The organism is Streptomyces sp. YS415 (assembly GCF_023544665.1).
Taxonomy (GTDB): Bacteria; Actinomycetota; Actinomycetes; order Streptomycetales; family Streptomycetaceae; genus Streptomyces.
This window is the reverse complement of the sequence record NZ_JAMJFL010000020.1, coordinates 106,715-120,470: the sequence shown is the minus strand read 5'-3', so window position 1 is coordinate 120,470 and position 13,756 is coordinate 106,715. Positions and strand designations below refer to the sequence as shown.

Sequence of the window (13,756 nt, the reverse complement as noted above, 5' to 3'; positions counted from 1 at the left end):
GGGGCGGTCGGTTGTCCACAGGCTGTGGGTTTTTGTGAGCCGAGGGGCACGGAGGAACGCGTACCGAAAAGCGAGTGCCCCTGTGCGGCGGGGCACGACATCATCCGCGCATGAGTGAAGCGGCGGAGACGACGGAACACGGCGGGCAGATCCCGGAGACCGAACGGCGCAGGCGTCTCAGGGAGCGGCGCATCTCCGCGTCCCACAGCGCGGAGCGCGCGCTGGGGCGCGGGGGTGCCCTGCGCACGCTCCGGGAGCGGCTCGCGCTGCTGGAGCAGGCGGCGGACGTGTACGACCTGGACCAGCCGGCCGACATGTACGGCGACGGCGTCGTCGAGGCCCTGGAGGACAAGGTCGCCGGCCTGCTCGGCAAGGAGGCCGCCGCGTTCTTCCCCACCGGCACCATGGCCCAGCAGGTGGCCCTGCGCTGCTGGGCGGGCCGGACCGGGAACCCGGCCGTCGCCCTGCACGCGCTGGCCCATCCGGAGGTGCATGAGCGCAACGCCTTCAGCCAGGTCAGCGGGTTGCGCCCGGTCAGGGTCACGAGCGACCCGAGGCCGCCCACGGCCGACGACGTGCGCGGCCTCGACGAGCCCTTCGGCACGCTGATGCTGGAACTGCCGCTGCGCGACGCCGGTTTCGTGCTGCCGTCCTGGCAGGAGCTCACCGAGGTCGTGGAGGTGGCGCGGGAGCGCGAGGCGGTGGTGCACTTCGACGGCGCCCGCCTGTGGGAGGCCACGGTCCACTTCGAGCGCCCCCTGGACGAGATCGCGGACCTCGCGGACAGCGTCTACGTCTCGTTCTACAAGTCCCTCGACGGCTACGGCGGCGCCGCGGTCGCCGGGCCCCGGACGCTCGTGGAGGAGATGAAGGCCTGGCGGCACCGGTACGGCGGCACCGTCTTCCAGCAGTTCCCGACCGCGCTGGCGGCGCTCGTCGGCCTGGAGCGGGAGCTGCCCCGGCTGCCCGACTACGTGCGGCACGCGCGCGTGGTGGCGGGCGCGCTGCGCGAGGGGTTCGCGGCGGCCGGGCTGCCCTGGGCCCGCGTCCACCCCGAGGAGCCGCACACCAACGAGTTCCAGCTCTGGCTGCCGTACGACGCCGATGTCGTCGCCGAGGCGGCGGTCCGGCACACCGAGGAGACCCGGACGCTGCTGTTCGCCCGCCCCTGGGCCGCTCCGGGCCCGGGCCTCGCGGTCACGGAGATCGACGTACGGGCGGCGGGCCTGTCCTGGACGGCCCACGACGTGCGCGGGGCGGTCGCGGAGTTCGTGGCGCGGCTGGAGGAGGTGATCAGCGGCTAGGCCACAGCCGCCGGCCCAGGGACCGCCAGGGCGGGCCCGACACCGGGCGCCCGGCGAGAACGGCCCGGAAACGGCGTTCCTCGCGCCAGGCCCGTACGGTCTGCCGGTCGTGCGCGCCGGGTGCGGGCGGGGCGGGCTCGCCGTGCTGCCGGGCGCGGTAGGTGTCGAGGAGGTACTGCTGGGTGACGTTCATGGCGGTTCACCTCTTCGGGACGGAAGGCCGGTCCCACCAGCCTGCGCCGCTCGCGCGGCGGGGTCGCGCCGATTGACGGCGGGCGTCAATCGACGGCGGCGTTGTCAGTGGCCGGGTGCACCATGAGGGCATGAGCGTGAGCATCGACATCGCGGGGCTGCGGCCGGAGAGGGTCGCCGTCGTTCCCTCGCCCCTGGCCGAACTCGGCATGGCGCTGCACGCGCTGTCCGAGCCGGCCCACCACCCGGGCCTGCAGGGCTGGGCCACGAGCGTCACCGCGGCCCTCGACCCGCATCTGGCCGACCGGATGTGCGAGGCCGACTTCCTGTGGCGTACGACGTTCTCGGACCTGTTCCTGCCCTGCGCCGGCATCCCCGCCGGGCCCACCCTCCCGGGCGGCACCCTCGCCGAGGACCTGGACCTGCTGGACAAGCTGACGGACGAGCAGTTCGTGGACGCCGCCCTGGAGTTCACCTGCGCGCTGCCGTACACCACCCCGGGCCCCTCCGCGCTCGACGACCCCGAGCTGCGCCGCCGCGCCGCGGAGCTGGCCGCCGCGCGCGGGCCGCAGCAACTGCGGTTCACCAACCGGCTGCTGGAGGATCCACCGCGGATCCGGGCCTGGCTGCGGCAGTTCCTGACGGACTGCGAGGAGGCGTTCTTCGCGGACGTCTGGCACCGCACGCGGCACCAGCTCGCCGCCGACGCCCGGCACCGGACCGACCTGATGCGGCACAAAGGGCTCGCCGAGGCGCTGACCTCGGTGTCCGCCGCGGTCACCCTCGACGAGGCCGGCGGCCGGATCACCATCGACAAGCTGCGCCAGGGCCACACCGTCATCCGCCACCGCAGCCTGCTGCTCGTGCCGACGAGCCTGGGCTGGCCGCATCTGATGGTGCTGCACCGGCACGGCTGGCAGCCGGTGCTGCACTACCCGGTCGGCTCCCCCGAGCTCACCGCGCCGCCCTCGGTCGACCAGCTGGTCCTGCGCATGAGCGCGCTGTCCCACCCCGTCCGCATGCAGCTGTGCCGCAACCTCGCCCGCAGCACCTACACCACGAGCGAGCTCGTGCAGATCCACGGCATGACCGCGCCCGAGATATCCCGGCACCTGGGCGTGCTGAAGAAGGCGGGCCTGATCACCACCCGCCGGCGCGGGCGCTACGTCCTGCACCAGCTGGACGTCACGGCGGTCGCCCGGCTGGGCGGCGACTTCCTGGAGGCGCTGCTGCGCTGACCGGCGCCGCTCAGCCCTGTCCGCCGGCCCGCACCAGCCCCGTCTCGTAGGCGAGGACCACCACCTGCACCCGGTCCCGCAGCCCGAGCTTGGTCAGGATGCGGCCCACGTGCGTCTTGACGGTCGCCTCCGACAGCACGAGCCGGGCCGCGATCTCCCCGTTGGACAGCCCCTGGGCGACCAGCACCATCACCTCGCGCTCGCGGTCGGTGAGCCGGTCCAGCTCCTTGAACTGCGGCTCCTTGCCGGTGCTGGGCAGCATCGGCGCGAAGCGGTCCAGCAGCCGACGCGTGGTCGAGGGGGCCACCACCGCGTCGCCGCTGTGCACGGCGCGGATGGCGGCGAGCAGCTCACCGGGCGGCACGTCCTTGAGCATGAAACCGGAGGCGCCCGCCTTCAGCCCGGAGAAGGCGTACTCGTCGAGGTCGAAGGTGGTCAGGATCAGCACCTTCGGCGGATCGGCGTCCGCGCAGACCCGGCGGGTGGTCTCCACCCCGTCCAGCTTCGGCATGCGCACGTCCATCAGCACCACGTCGACCGCGGTCTCCCGCAGCACCTGGAGGGCCTCGACGCCGTCGCCCGCCTCCGCGACGACCTCCATGTCCGGCTGGGCGGCAAGCACCATCCGGAACCCGGTGCGCAGCAGCACCTGGTCGTCGACGAGCATTACGCGGATCGTCATCGGGGTCCTCTTCCGTGTCCGTGAACGGGGTCGTTACAGGTGTCAACGCAGCTCATGGCCGGTCTCAGTGCACCGGTTTGAGCGGCAACAGGGCGCTGATGCGGAATCCTCCGCCCGGGCGGGGGCCCGCGTCCAGGGTGCCCCCCACCATGCCGACCCGCTCTCGCATACCGATCAAACCGTGTCCCTGGCCGTCGGCGCCGCCCTCCTCGTACAACTCGTGCGGGGCGCCCTTGCCGTCGTCCTCGACGAGCAGGCCGAGGCCGTCGTCGAAGTAGACCAGACGTACGCTCGCACCCGCGTTCGGGCCACCGTGCTTGCGGGTGTTGGTGAGCGCCTCCTGCACGATGCGGTACGCGGTCAGCTCCACCCCGCTCGGCAGCGGGCGGGGGGTGCCCTCGACCTTGAAGTCGACGGGCAGTCCCGAGGTGCGGCACTGCTGGACGAGCTCGTCGATCTGCTCGACGTCGGGCTGCGGGACGTACTCCCCGCCCTCCTGGTGCTCACCGGTGCGCAGCACGCCCAGCAGGCGGCGCATCTCGGCGAGGGCCTGGCGGCCGGTGGAGGAGATCGTCTCCAGGGCCTTCTTCGCCTGGTCGGGGGCGGCGTCAAGGACGTAGGCCGCGCCGTCGGCCTGCACCACCATCACCGAGACGTTGTGCGCGACCACGTCGTGCAGCTCGCGGGCGATCCGGGCGCGCTCGGCGGCGACCGCGACCTTGGCCTGCGCCTCGCGCTCCTTCTCGAGCCGGCTCGCGCGCTCCTCGAGCTGCGCGAAGTACGCGCGCCGGGTGCGTATCGAGTCACCGAGCACCCAGGCCAGCGCGAACGGCACCGAGGTGAAGATCATGATCGCGACGGTGCCGAGGGCGCTCGACTCGTTCTCCGGCCAGCGCAGCTGCGCCAGGGGAGCCGCGCACAGGCCGACACCGAGCGCCGTTCTGGAGGCCCAGCGGGTGCCGTTCGCGGCCACGGTGTAGGTGATCACCAGCATGGCGAAGTTCGCGGGCATGGTCTCGACGTCCAGCACGAGCTGTGCCACACCGAGCGCGATGGCCAGGACCAGCATCTTCTCCGGCATGCGCCGGCGCAGTGCGATCACCAGGGACAGCAGCAGGGCGATCGGCACGGCGGCGATCGGGTGGTCGACGCGCTCCACTTCCTGCTGCACGACCCCGGACACCACGGTGATCCCGAACAAGAAGACGGCCCAGAAGCCGTCGACCCACGTCGGGTGTCTGCGGAGGAAGTCATAGAGGCGTTGCACGTAACCCAGCGTAGGGAAGCGGGATGTGTGCAGGGGTCAACCGAAGGACCGATCCGCGGGGAGCGCGTGTACTCCGCAAGGTGGAGGCCCCGCTCCCCTGTGCCCTTAGCCTGGGCGCGTGACGCGAGACGGTGGCGACGAATGGCTCGGGTGGCGGGCGGCGGCTCAGGAGGCGCTGTACGGGCCGCGGGGCTTCTACCGCAGGCCGGAGGGGCCGGCCGGGCACTTCCGTACGTCCGTGCACGCCTCGCCGCTGTTCGCCGGGGCGGTGGCCCGGCTGCTGTGCCGGGTCGACGAGGCGCTCGGGCGGCCTCCCTCGCTCGACTTCGTGGACATGGCCGCGGGCCGCGGCGAACTGGTCACCGCGGTCCTCGCCGCGCTCCCCTCCGACGTGGCCGCCCGCGCGCGCGGGTACGCCGTCGAGCTGGCCGGCCGCCCGCCCGGACTCGATCACCGGATCGAGTGGCTGCCGAAGCCGCCCCAGGGCGTCACGGGCCTGCTCTTCGCCAACGAGTGGCTGGACAACGTGCCCGTCGAGGTCGCCGAGGTCGACGCCGAGGGCGTACCGCGCAGGGTCCTCGTCCGGCGCGACGGCACCGAACGGCTCGGCGAGCCGGTCGCCGGCGCGGACGCGGAGTGGCTCGCCCGGTGGTGGCCGCTGCCCCCGGAGGAGGGACTGCGGGCCGAGATCGGGCTGCCCCGGGACGAGGCGTGGGCGGAGGCGGTCGGGGCCGTCGGGGAAGGGCTCGCGGTGGCCGTCGACTATGCGCACACGGCGGACGCGCGCCCGCTGTTCGGCACGCTGACCGGGTTCCGGGAGGGGCGCGGGACGACGCCGGTGCCGGACGGGTCCTGCGATGTCACGGCGCATGTGGCGCTGGACGCGTGCGCGCGGGCCGGGCAGCGCTCCGGCGGGACGACGGATGCGCGCTCGGACGGGAAGACGGAGGCGCGCTCAGGCAGGCAGACCGATGCGCGCGCGGGCGTGGACGAGCACGCACCGGCGTACGAGCTCCCCGGCGCACGCCTGCTCACGCAGCGCGACGCCCTGCGCGCCCTGGGCCTCACAGCCGCACGCCCCCCGCTCGCGCTCGCGACGACTCAACCGGCGGCCTACGTACGCGCCCTCGCGACCGCCGGCGAGGCCGCCGAGCTCACCGCACCCGGCGGCCTCGGCGACTTCGGCTGGCTGCTCCAGCCCGTGGGCATCCGGGCCCCGGCCCTGGGCGGCCTACTTGTCGATGTCGCCGACCACGAAGAACAGTGACCCCAGGATCGCCACCATGTCCGCCACCAGCGTGCCGGGCAGCAGCTCCACCAGCGCCTGGATGTTGTTGTACGAGGCCGAGCGGAGCTTGAGCCGGTACGGGGTCTTCTCGCCCTTGCTGACCAGGTAGTAGCCGTTGATGCCGAGCGGGTTCTCGGTCCACGCGTAGGTGTGTCCCTCGGGCGCCTTCAGGACCTTCGGCAGCCGCTGGTTGATCGGCCCGGGCGCCAGCTCCCCGAGCCGGTCGAGGCAGGCGTCGGCGAGGTCGAGGGAGTTGTAGGTCTGCTCCAGCAGGCACTCGAACCGGGCGAGGCAGTCGCCCTCCTGGCGGGTGACCACCTTGAGCGTGTCCTGGAGCTCCGCGTAGGCGAGGTAGGGCTCGTCGCGGCGCAGATCGAAGTCCACGCCGGAGGCGCGCGCGATCGGTCCGCTCACGCCGTAGGCGTGCACGGCCTCCGGCGCGAGGGCGCCCACGCCCCGCGTGCGTCCGCGGAAGATCTCGTTGCCGAGGACCAGGTCGTCGAACCGGTCCATGCGGGAGCGCACATCGGCGACGACGGCACGCGCGCGCGTGGCCCACCCGGCGGGCAGGTCCTCCTTCAGGCCCCCGACCCGGTTGAACATGTAGTGCATGCGTCCACCGGAGACCTCCTCCATCACGTGCTGGAGCTCCTCGCGCTCCGTGAAGGCGTAGAAGATCGGGGTGATCCCGCCCAGCTCCAGCGGGTACGAGCCGAGGAACATCAGGTGGTTGAGCACCCGGTTGAGCTCGGCGAGCAGGGTCCGGGTCCACACCGCCCGCTCGGGCACCTCCATGCCGAGCATGCGCTCGACGGCCAGGACGACGCCCAGTTCGTTGGAGAAGGCAGACAGCCAGTCGTGGCGGTTGGCGAGCATGATGATCTGGCGGTAGTCGCGCGCCTCGAAGAGCTTCTCCGCGCCGCGGTGCATGTAGCCGATCACCGGCTCGGCGGAAATGATGCGTTCACCGTCCAGGACGAGCCGCAGGCGCAGCACGCCGTGCGTGGACGGGTGCTGGGGCCCGATGTTGAGCACCATGTCGGTGCTCTCCGCGGCTCCGCCGATACCGACCGTGGTCTGCGTCGTAGGCATGGACACAGTCTCTCCTACGTAGGCTGGCCGTATGGAGACGGGGAGCCAGGAAAACGCGGTGCATACCGGGCAAAGGGGGGCCGCTTCAGCGGAGCACGAGCCGGTGTGGACCGGACTGCCCCCGGGGCTGCTGCGCATGCGGCGCCTGTTGCTGGTGGTGTGGCTGGGCCTGCTGACGGTCGGCCTCGCCGTGCTGCTGGGCCTGCTCGCCGGTCCCGCGTGGGCCGCCTTCGCGCTGCTGCCCCTCGCCGCGGGCGTCTGGGGCTGGGTGATGCTCGGCCACAACTGGCGCTCCTGGCGCTACGCCGAGCGCGCCGACGACCTGCTGATCAGCCGGGGCGTGCTGTGGCGCGAGGAGACCGTGGTGCCGTACGGGCGCATGCAGCTGGTGGAGGTCACCTCCGGGCCCGTCGAGCGGCACTTCGGTCTGGCCAGCGTCCAGCTGCACACCGCGGCCGCGGCCACCGACGCGACCATTCCCGGCCTGGACCCGGCCGAGGCGGAACGGCTGCGCGACCGGCTCACCGAACTCGGCGAGGCCCGATCGGCGGGGCTGTGACCACCCCGGGCGTCGACGGCGCCGTACGGCGGAAGGCGCCGGTGGTCGAGCGGCGGCTGCATCCCGTGACGCCGCTGCGGCGGGCGTGGGCGCCGGTGGCCGTGGTCATCGGGTGGGCGGTGCACGATCCCGACCAGACGCAGCGCCAGCTGACCCGGCTGACCACGACGACGCTGCTGCTCGTGATAGCCGTCGCCGTGCCGGCGGCCGCCCTGTACGGCTTCCTCACCTGGTGGTTCACGCACTTCGCGGTGACCGAGAGCGAACTGCGCATCCGTACCGGCCTGCTCTTCCGGCGCACCGCGCACATCCGGCTCGAGCGCATCCAGGCCATCGACGTCAGCCAGCCGCTCCTCGCGCGCGTGGCGGGCGTCGCCAAGCTCAAACTCGACGTCGTCGGCGCCGACAAGAAGGACGAGCTCGCCTTCCTCGGCGCGGAGGAGGCGCGTGCGCTCCGCGCGGAACTCCTCGCGCGCGCCGCCGGTTTCGCGCCCGAGACGGCGCACGAGGTCGGGGAGGCCCCGGCGCGCGAGCTGCTGCGGACGCCGTCGCGGGAGCTCGCGCTCTCCCTCGTGCTGACGGGCGCCACCTGGGGCACCCTGGCCGCCGTCCTCGTCGTACCGCCGGTGCTCTGGCTCGCCACCCACAGCGTGTGGACGGTCCTGGCCGCCGCCCTGCCGCTGCTCGGCGCGGCGGGCGCGAACAGCGTGGGCCGGTTCGTCGCGGAGTACGACTGGACGGTGGCCGACTCCCCCGACGGCCTGCGCATCGACCGGGGCCTGCTGGACCGCGTCCACGAGACGGTGCCGCCGGGGCGGGTGCAGACGGTACGGGTCGTGCGGCCGCTGCTGTGGCGGCGGCGCGGGTGGGTGCGGGTGGAGCTGGACGTGGCGGGGTCCTCGAACTCCGTGCTGGTGCCGGTCGCCCCGCGTGAGGTCGCCGAGGCCGTCATCGCGCGCGTGCTGCCCGGGGTGACCGTGCCGCCGGAGTCGGCGCTGTCCCGGTCGCCGCGGCGCGCCCGCTGGTGCGTGCCCGTGTGGTGGCGGGGCTACGGCCTGGTCGTCACCGACTCCGTGTTCGCCGCGCACGAGGGGCTGCTGCGGCGCAGTCTGGCGCTGGTGCCGCACGCGAAGGTGCAGAGCGTACGGCTGAAGCAGGGGCCCTGGCAGCGCGCGCTGGGCCTCGCCGACGTCCATGTGGACACCGGGGCCGACAAGACCGTCACGGCCCGCCTGCGGGACGCCGAAGAGGCGGCGGCGCTGCTCGGCGCCCAGGCCGAACGGTCGCGCACGGGGCGGCGGGACGCGCGTCCGGACCGCTGGATGACGGAAGGGGCCGACCGTTAGGCCGACCCCTTGCTCCGCCGTGGGAACCGTCAGGACGCCGCGCTGCGCAGCCCCTGTACGTCGATCTGCTCCGTCTCGTCGTGCGCCGTCAGGTCGATGACCTGGCCGACGCCCCGGGAGTCCTCGCCGGCCGGCTTGAACCGCGCCTCCGACTCGGCCTTGTGCAGGGCGAGCGCCTCCTGGCCGACGACGTCGGCGAGGTCCTCGTTGTGCATGTCCTCCAGGCCGGAGGACGCCTCGTCCTTGTGCGTCCCGAAGAAGTCGAAGCCACCCTCGACCCTCGGCCGCCGCACGGGCGCCGACGGAACGACGGCCACCGCGGTCGGCGCGACGAAGTGTCCGGCGGGCTGCTGGGCGGGCAACACCGGCTTGCCCGGGGTGACGGCGGCCGCGCGCGTGTGCTCCTGCCCGTCGGCCGCCTCGGGCTTCCCCTGCGCCTCGTCCTCCTGCGTGACCGAACCGGCCTGCACGGCCCGGTCGTTCGAGGAGCTGCCGCTCTGCGCGGGCACCTGGGCCTGCGCGCCGCCGGGCTCCTTCACCGGGGCGTGGGCGTTCGGCTGCACGGAACCGCCGGACGCGGCGGAGGCTTCGGCCGTCACCGGACCACCGGAAGCGGCGGGTGCTTCGGCCGTCGCAGGACCACCGGAGGCGGCGGGTGCTTCGGCCTCCCCCGCACCACCGGACGCGGCCGGAGCCTCGACCTCCACGGAACCGACGGACGGAGCCGGGCCTTCGGCGTCAACCGAACCGCCGGACGGAGCCGGGACTTCGGCGTGAACCGAACCACCGGACGCGGCCGGAGTTTCGGCCCGCACCGGACCGCCTGACGCGGCGGGGGCTTCAACCGTCACCGAATCGCCGGACGCGGCCGGGACTTCAGCCTCCCCCGCACCGCCGGACGCCGCCGGGACGTCGGCCGTCCCCCGACCCTCGCCTCCAGGCTCACCGTCCGCCGCCGGGGACTCCTCCGCGTCCAGCTTCGACAGCGCCGCCCGCGCCCGCAGGAACAGGCCCGACCCCTCCGGCGAGAAGACCGCGGGAGTGACCGGCTCGGCCGACTCGGTGCCAATCTCGCTCCCGGCGACCGGGGCTGCCACGGCCCCCGCCTCCGGCTCGGCGACCGGCTCGGCAACCGGTTCAGCAACCGGCACCGCCGGCGGCAACGCGCGCGCGGGCGCCACCGCTTCTATCTCCAGCAGCCGGCGCCCCTCCAGGGCACTGGCCCGCTCGGTCTCGGCGGTGGCGTACCGGCGCAGCAGCGCCGCGTGTTCGTTGCGCAGCCCCGCCAGCTCCGCGCGCTTGGCGCGCAGCCGCTGCTCCAGCTTGCCGCGCAGCTCGCGCGACTCCTCCAAGTCGGTCTCGAGTTCGGCGACCCGCTCCTCGAAGCGCCACTCGTCGCTCGCACGCGCGCGTGTCAGGTCGGCGACCCGCTTGCCGGCCTGGGTGTCCCAGTGGCGCATGACGACCGCGCCGACGACCGCCGTGGCCGCTGCGGCCGCGGCCAGGCCCCGGAGCACCCACGGCTCCGAGAACACCCAGGGACCGAGCGCGCAGACGGCTGAGACGCCCGCGATGGCCGACGGGGGCAGCAGCCGGTGCAAGGGCGGGGAATGGCGGTGACGTCCACGTGGCATGGCCAGAAACTTACCGCGCGTAGGCGAATCGTGGAGCCCCGCCCCGTAAAAACACAGCCATCCCGAAGCGTTCACGGAATTCCGGGCCGCACCAAGATCATTCAGTACGACGGACCCGTCCGCACCGCCCCGCGACCGCCCCTTTCCACCACCGCGGAACGGGCTTTGGCGAGGTGAGTGAACCTCCTCCCCCAAGACACCGTCCTAGAGGGCGCAATGTCGCCGGACGCCCGAATCGGCACCGGATCCGAGCTCACTCGCAGAACCACGGGACGCGATGCCTGTCAGGACAGTTGAGGAAGTGCCGGGCGGGATTCCACGGCGACCCGGCCGCGTGCGCCGGCTGCTGCGCGGCCCGCGCCCCGAGGCGGTGCCGCTCGTCGCCGGCCAAGCCTGCGTCCTCATCGGCCTCCTGGACATCGCCGCGGGCGTCCTCCCGCGCTTACGGCACAGCCGTACCCACCCCCTCGCCGACGTGCTGCCGGGCGCGTTCGGACCGTTCGCGGCCGCCTTCTCGCTCGGCGCCGGCGTGCTGTTGCTGCTGCTCGCCCACGGTCTCCGGCGCGGCAAGCACCGGGCCTGGCGGGCCGCGGTCATCCTGCTCCCGGCAGGCGCCCTGGCCCAGTTCGCGTACCGCCACTCCCCGCTCGGCGCCGTCCTCTCGCTCGTCCTGCTGACCGTCCTGCTGCGCCACCGCGACCGGTTCACGGCCCTGCCCGACCCGCGCAGCCGCTGGCTGGCCCTGGCCAACCTCGTCCTGATGGGCGCCGGTTCACTCGCCCTCGGGCTCGTCGTCGTCAGCGCCCATCCGGGCAGCCTGGTCGGCAACCCGAGCCTGGCCGACCGCCTCACCCATGTCCTGTACGGCCTGTTCGGCCTCGACGGCCCGGTCGACTACCGGGGCGGCGCCTCGGGGACCGTCGCCGTCTCCCTGGGCGCCCTCGGCCTGCTCACCGCCGTCACCACGGTCCGTCTCGCGCTGCGCCCCGAACACCCCGCCGCCCGGCTCCCCCAGGAGGACGAGGCACGCCTGAGGGCCCTGCTGGCCAAGCACGGCGGCTCCCTGACGATCCGCCGGGACCACGCCGTCGTCTTCTCGCCCAGCGGCCGGGCCGCGGTCACCTATCGGGTCGACTCCGGCGTCATGCTCGCCGGCGGCGACCCCGTGGGCGACATCGAGGCCTGGCCGGGCGCCATCGAACGCTTCATGGACATCGCCCAGGCCCACTCCTGGACCCCCGCCGTGCAGGGCTGCTCCGCGACCGGCGGCGAGGTGTGGACCCGGGAGACCGGCCTGTGGGCCCTCGGACCGGGCGACGAGGCGGTGGTGGGCGCCGCGGATTTCCCGCTCACCGGCCGCGCGATGCGCACCGCGCGCCGGATGGCCCAGCGCATCGAGCGAGCCGGTCACCCCACCCCGGTACGGGGCGTACGTGACGCCTGCGGCCCCGGACCGGCCCGTGTCCGCAGCGCCGCCGCGCACCCCCGCGCCCGCGCGGCGTGACCCAGACAGGTCCGGACGGAAGTCTCCCATCCCCCCGTCCCCGGGGCTTCCGCCCGGACCGCACTGCCCGGTCCCGCGACCACCCGGGCCTGCCCCGGGGCCTACGCTGAACATATGAGCAAGCAGAGCGGACGCGGGCGCGTGGCCGGCCTTCCTGAATGGGACCGCTGCGCGGTCATGGGGGTCGTGAACGTGACGCCCGACTCCTTCTCCGACGGCGGCCGCTGGTTCGACACCACCGCGGCCGTCAAGCACGGCCTCGCCCTGGTCGACGAGGGCGCCGACCTCGTCGACGTCGGCGGCGAGTCCACCCGCCCCGGCGCCACCCGCGTCGACGAGGCGGAGGAACTCAAGCGCGTCATCCCCGTCGTCCGCGGCCTCGCCTCCGAGGGCGTCACGGTCTCCGTCGACACCATGCGCGCCTCCGTCGCCGAACAGGCCCTCGCGGCCGGTGCCGCCCTCGTCAACGACGTCAGCGGCGGCCTCGCCGACTCCGCGATGATCCCGGTCGTCGCCGACGCCGGCGCCCCCTTCGTCGTCATGCACTGGCGCGGCTTCCTGGAAGGCGGCAACGTCAGGGGCGTCTACGACGACGTCGTCGCCGAAGTCGTGGACGAACTGCACGCACGCGTGGAGGCCGTGCTGGCCGGCGGCATCGCCCCCGACCGCATCGTCGTCGACCCCGGCCTGGGCTTCTCCAAGGACGGCGAGCACGACCTCGTCCTCCTCGCCCACCTCGACCGGTTGCTCGGCCTCGGCCACCCACTGCTCGTCGCCGCCTCCCGCAAGCGCTTCCTCGGCCGGGTCCTGGCCGGGCCGGAGGGCGCCCCGCCGCCCGCCCGCGAGCGCGACGCGGCCACGGCTGCCGTCTCCGCACTCGCGGCGCACGCGGGCGCATGGGCGGTGCGCGTGCATGAAGTACGCGCGACGGCGGACGCCGTACGGGTCGCACGCGCCGTGGAAGGAGCGCGCGGCATCGCCCACTCCCCCGAAGGAGCCCGGTGAGCGCCCCCCACACCGACGTCGAGCAGGTGGAGGCCGCGAACACCGCCTACTACGAGGCGGTGGAGCGCGGCGACTTCGAGGAACTGTCCTCCCTCTGGCTCACCCCGGCCGACCTCGGCGTCGACGAGACCTACCACGACCCGGCCGACAGCGGCGTGATCTCCTGCGTGCACCCCGGCTGGCCGGTGCTCACCGGCCGCGGCGAGGTGCTCAGGTCGTACGCGCTGATCATGGCGAACACCGACTACATCCAGTTCTTCCTCACCGATGTGCACGTCTCGGTCACCGGCGACACCGCGCTCGTCACCTGCACCGAGAACATCCTCAGCGGCGGCCCCGCACCCGAGGGCAGTGAGGAGCTCGGCCCGCTCGTCGGCCAGCTGGTGGTCGCCACCAACGTCTTCCGCCGCACCCCGCACGGCTGGAAGCTCTGGTCCCACCACGCCTCTCCCGTGCTGGCCGAAACCGACGAGGAGGAAGGCGACGACACCCCCTCCTGAGTGGGTAGGCGCCCCACAGGGACCAACACGTGGTTGGAATCACCTGCCTCCGGGTAGGGGCGGCTACCAACCCATGAGCCGCCGGATTCCCCGGGGGAAACACACGATGAAACCTCCGGGCCCGGCGCGGGCGCATGCCCCCGTG

General features: G+C 73.7%; 12 protein-coding genes and 1 pseudogene. 8 read left to right on the top strand and 5 right to left on the bottom strand.

All coding sequences use genetic code 11. The annotated features are described in order from the left end of the window. Positions 1-110: 110 nt before the first annotated feature. Positions 111-1,304 (top strand): low specificity L-threonine aldolase, encoded by a 1,194-nt coding sequence (locus M8H82_RS24455; RefSeq protein WP_250077137.1) that lies wholly within the window; start codon positions 111-113, stop codon positions 1,302-1,304. Here M8H82_RS24455 and M8H82_RS24450 read toward each other — a convergent pair. Then, positions 1,294-1,497 (bottom strand): hypothetical protein, encoded by a 204-nt coding sequence (locus M8H82_RS24450; RefSeq protein WP_250077135.1) that lies wholly within the window; start codon positions 1,495-1,497, stop codon positions 1,294-1,296. The two genes, M8H82_RS24455 and M8H82_RS24450, sit on opposite strands and share 11 nt — an antisense overlap. 130 nt (positions 1,498-1,627) lie before the next feature. On the opposite strand from M8H82_RS24450, the gene M8H82_RS24445 reads away from it, so the two are divergent. Beyond that, positions 1,628-2,734: a DUF5937 family protein gene (locus M8H82_RS24445; RefSeq protein WP_250077134.1), complete on the top strand. Its 1,107-nt coding sequence runs from the start codon at positions 1,628-1,630 to the stop codon at positions 2,732-2,734. 10 nt (positions 2,735-2,744) lie between these two features. Here M8H82_RS24445 and M8H82_RS24440 read toward each other — a convergent pair whose 3' ends face one another. After that, a complete protein-coding gene (locus tag M8H82_RS24440) occupies positions 2,745-3,416 on the bottom strand; it encodes a response regulator transcription factor (protein ID WP_250077132.1) in 672 nt (223 codons plus the stop codon). Between the two features lie 64 nt (positions 3,417-3,480). Beyond that, positions 3,481-4,683 carry a sensor histidine kinase gene (locus M8H82_RS24435; RefSeq protein WP_250077130.1) on the bottom strand — a complete coding sequence of 401 codons (1,203 nt, stop codon included), beginning with the start codon at positions 4,681-4,683 and terminating at the stop codon, positions 3,481-3,483. 118 nt (positions 4,684-4,801) lie between these two features. Here M8H82_RS24435 and M8H82_RS24430 point away from each other — a divergent pair, with 118 nt between their 5' ends. Further along, positions 4,802-5,950: an SAM-dependent methyltransferase gene (locus M8H82_RS24430; protein ID WP_250077122.1), complete on the top strand. Its 1,149-nt coding sequence runs from the start codon at positions 4,802-4,804 to the stop codon at positions 5,948-5,950. On the opposite strand, the gene M8H82_RS24425 is transcribed toward M8H82_RS24430, so the two are convergent. After that, entirely contained in the window at positions 5,915-7,063 is a 1,149-nt protein-coding gene (locus M8H82_RS24425) for an NADH-quinone oxidoreductase subunit D (RefSeq protein ID WP_250077120.1), read from the bottom strand. The two genes, M8H82_RS24430 and M8H82_RS24425, sit on opposite strands and share 36 nt — an antisense overlap. Before the next feature lie 31 nt (positions 7,064-7,094). Here M8H82_RS24425 and M8H82_RS24420 point away from each other — a divergent pair, with 31 nt between their 5' ends. Beyond that, on the top strand, positions 7,095-7,622 hold the full coding sequence (locus M8H82_RS24420; protein ID WP_250077118.1) for a PH domain-containing protein: 528 nt from the start codon (positions 7,095-7,097) through the stop codon (positions 7,620-7,622). Beyond that, on the top strand, positions 7,619-8,968 hold the full coding sequence (locus M8H82_RS24415) for a PH domain-containing protein (RefSeq protein ID WP_250077117.1): 1,350 nt from the start codon (positions 7,619-7,621) through the stop codon (positions 8,966-8,968). The genes M8H82_RS24420 and M8H82_RS24415 overlap by 4 nt, the downstream gene beginning before the upstream one ends. 29 nt (positions 8,969-8,997) lie before the next feature. Here M8H82_RS24415 and M8H82_RS24410 read toward each other — a convergent pair whose 3' ends face one another. Further along, entirely contained in the window at positions 8,998-10,602 is a 1,605-nt protein-coding gene (locus tag M8H82_RS24410) for a hypothetical protein (protein ID WP_250077115.1), read from the bottom strand. A gap of 277 nt (positions 10,603-10,879) precedes the next feature. Between M8H82_RS24410 and M8H82_RS24405 the strand changes: the two are divergent. The 3 genes and pseudogenes from M8H82_RS24405 to M8H82_RS24395 form a co-directional block, all read left to right on the top strand. Continuing rightward, positions 10,880-12,079: pseudogene (locus tag M8H82_RS24405) on the top strand (phosphatidylglycerol lysyltransferase domain-containing protein); the annotation flags it as partial. 141 nt (positions 12,080-12,220) lie between these two features. Continuing rightward, positions 12,221-13,111: a dihydropteroate synthase gene (folP, locus tag M8H82_RS24400; RefSeq protein ID WP_250077113.1), complete on the top strand. Its 891-nt coding sequence runs from the start codon at positions 12,221-12,223 to the stop codon at positions 13,109-13,111. After that, positions 13,108-13,611 (top strand): nuclear transport factor 2 family protein, encoded by a 504-nt coding sequence (locus M8H82_RS24395; protein ID WP_250077112.1) that lies wholly within the window; start codon positions 13,108-13,110, stop codon positions 13,609-13,611. The genes folP and M8H82_RS24395 overlap by 4 nt, the downstream gene beginning before the upstream one ends. Positions 13,612-13,756 lie beyond the last annotated feature (145 nt).

Coding starts and splice junctions, on each gene's coding strand:
- M8H82_RS24455 (WP_250077137.1), top strand. CDS start 111: ATGAGTGAAGCGGCGGAGACGACGGAACACGGCGGGCAGATCCCGGAG.
- M8H82_RS24450 (WP_250077135.1), bottom strand. CDS start 1,497: ATGAACGTCACCCAGCAGTACCTCCTCGACACCTACCGCGCCCGGCAG.
- M8H82_RS24445 (WP_250077134.1), top strand. CDS start 1,628: ATGAGCGTGAGCATCGACATCGCGGGGCTGCGGCCGGAGAGGGTCGCC.
- M8H82_RS24440 (WP_250077132.1), bottom strand. CDS start 3,416: ATGACGATCCGCGTAATGCTCGTCGACGACCAGGTGCTGCTGCGCACC.
- M8H82_RS24425 (WP_250077120.1), bottom strand. CDS start 7,063: ATGCCTACGACGCAGACCACGGTCGGTATCGGCGGAGCCGCGGAGAGC.
- M8H82_RS24420 (WP_250077118.1), top strand. CDS start 7,095: ATGGAGACGGGGAGCCAGGAAAACGCGGTGCATACCGGGCAAAGGGGG.
- M8H82_RS24410 (WP_250077115.1), bottom strand. CDS start 10,602: ATGCCACGTGGACGTCACCGCCATTCCCCGCCCTTGCACCGGCTGCTG.
- folP (WP_250077113.1), top strand. CDS start 12,221: ATGAGCAAGCAGAGCGGACGCGGGCGCGTGGCCGGCCTTCCTGAATGG.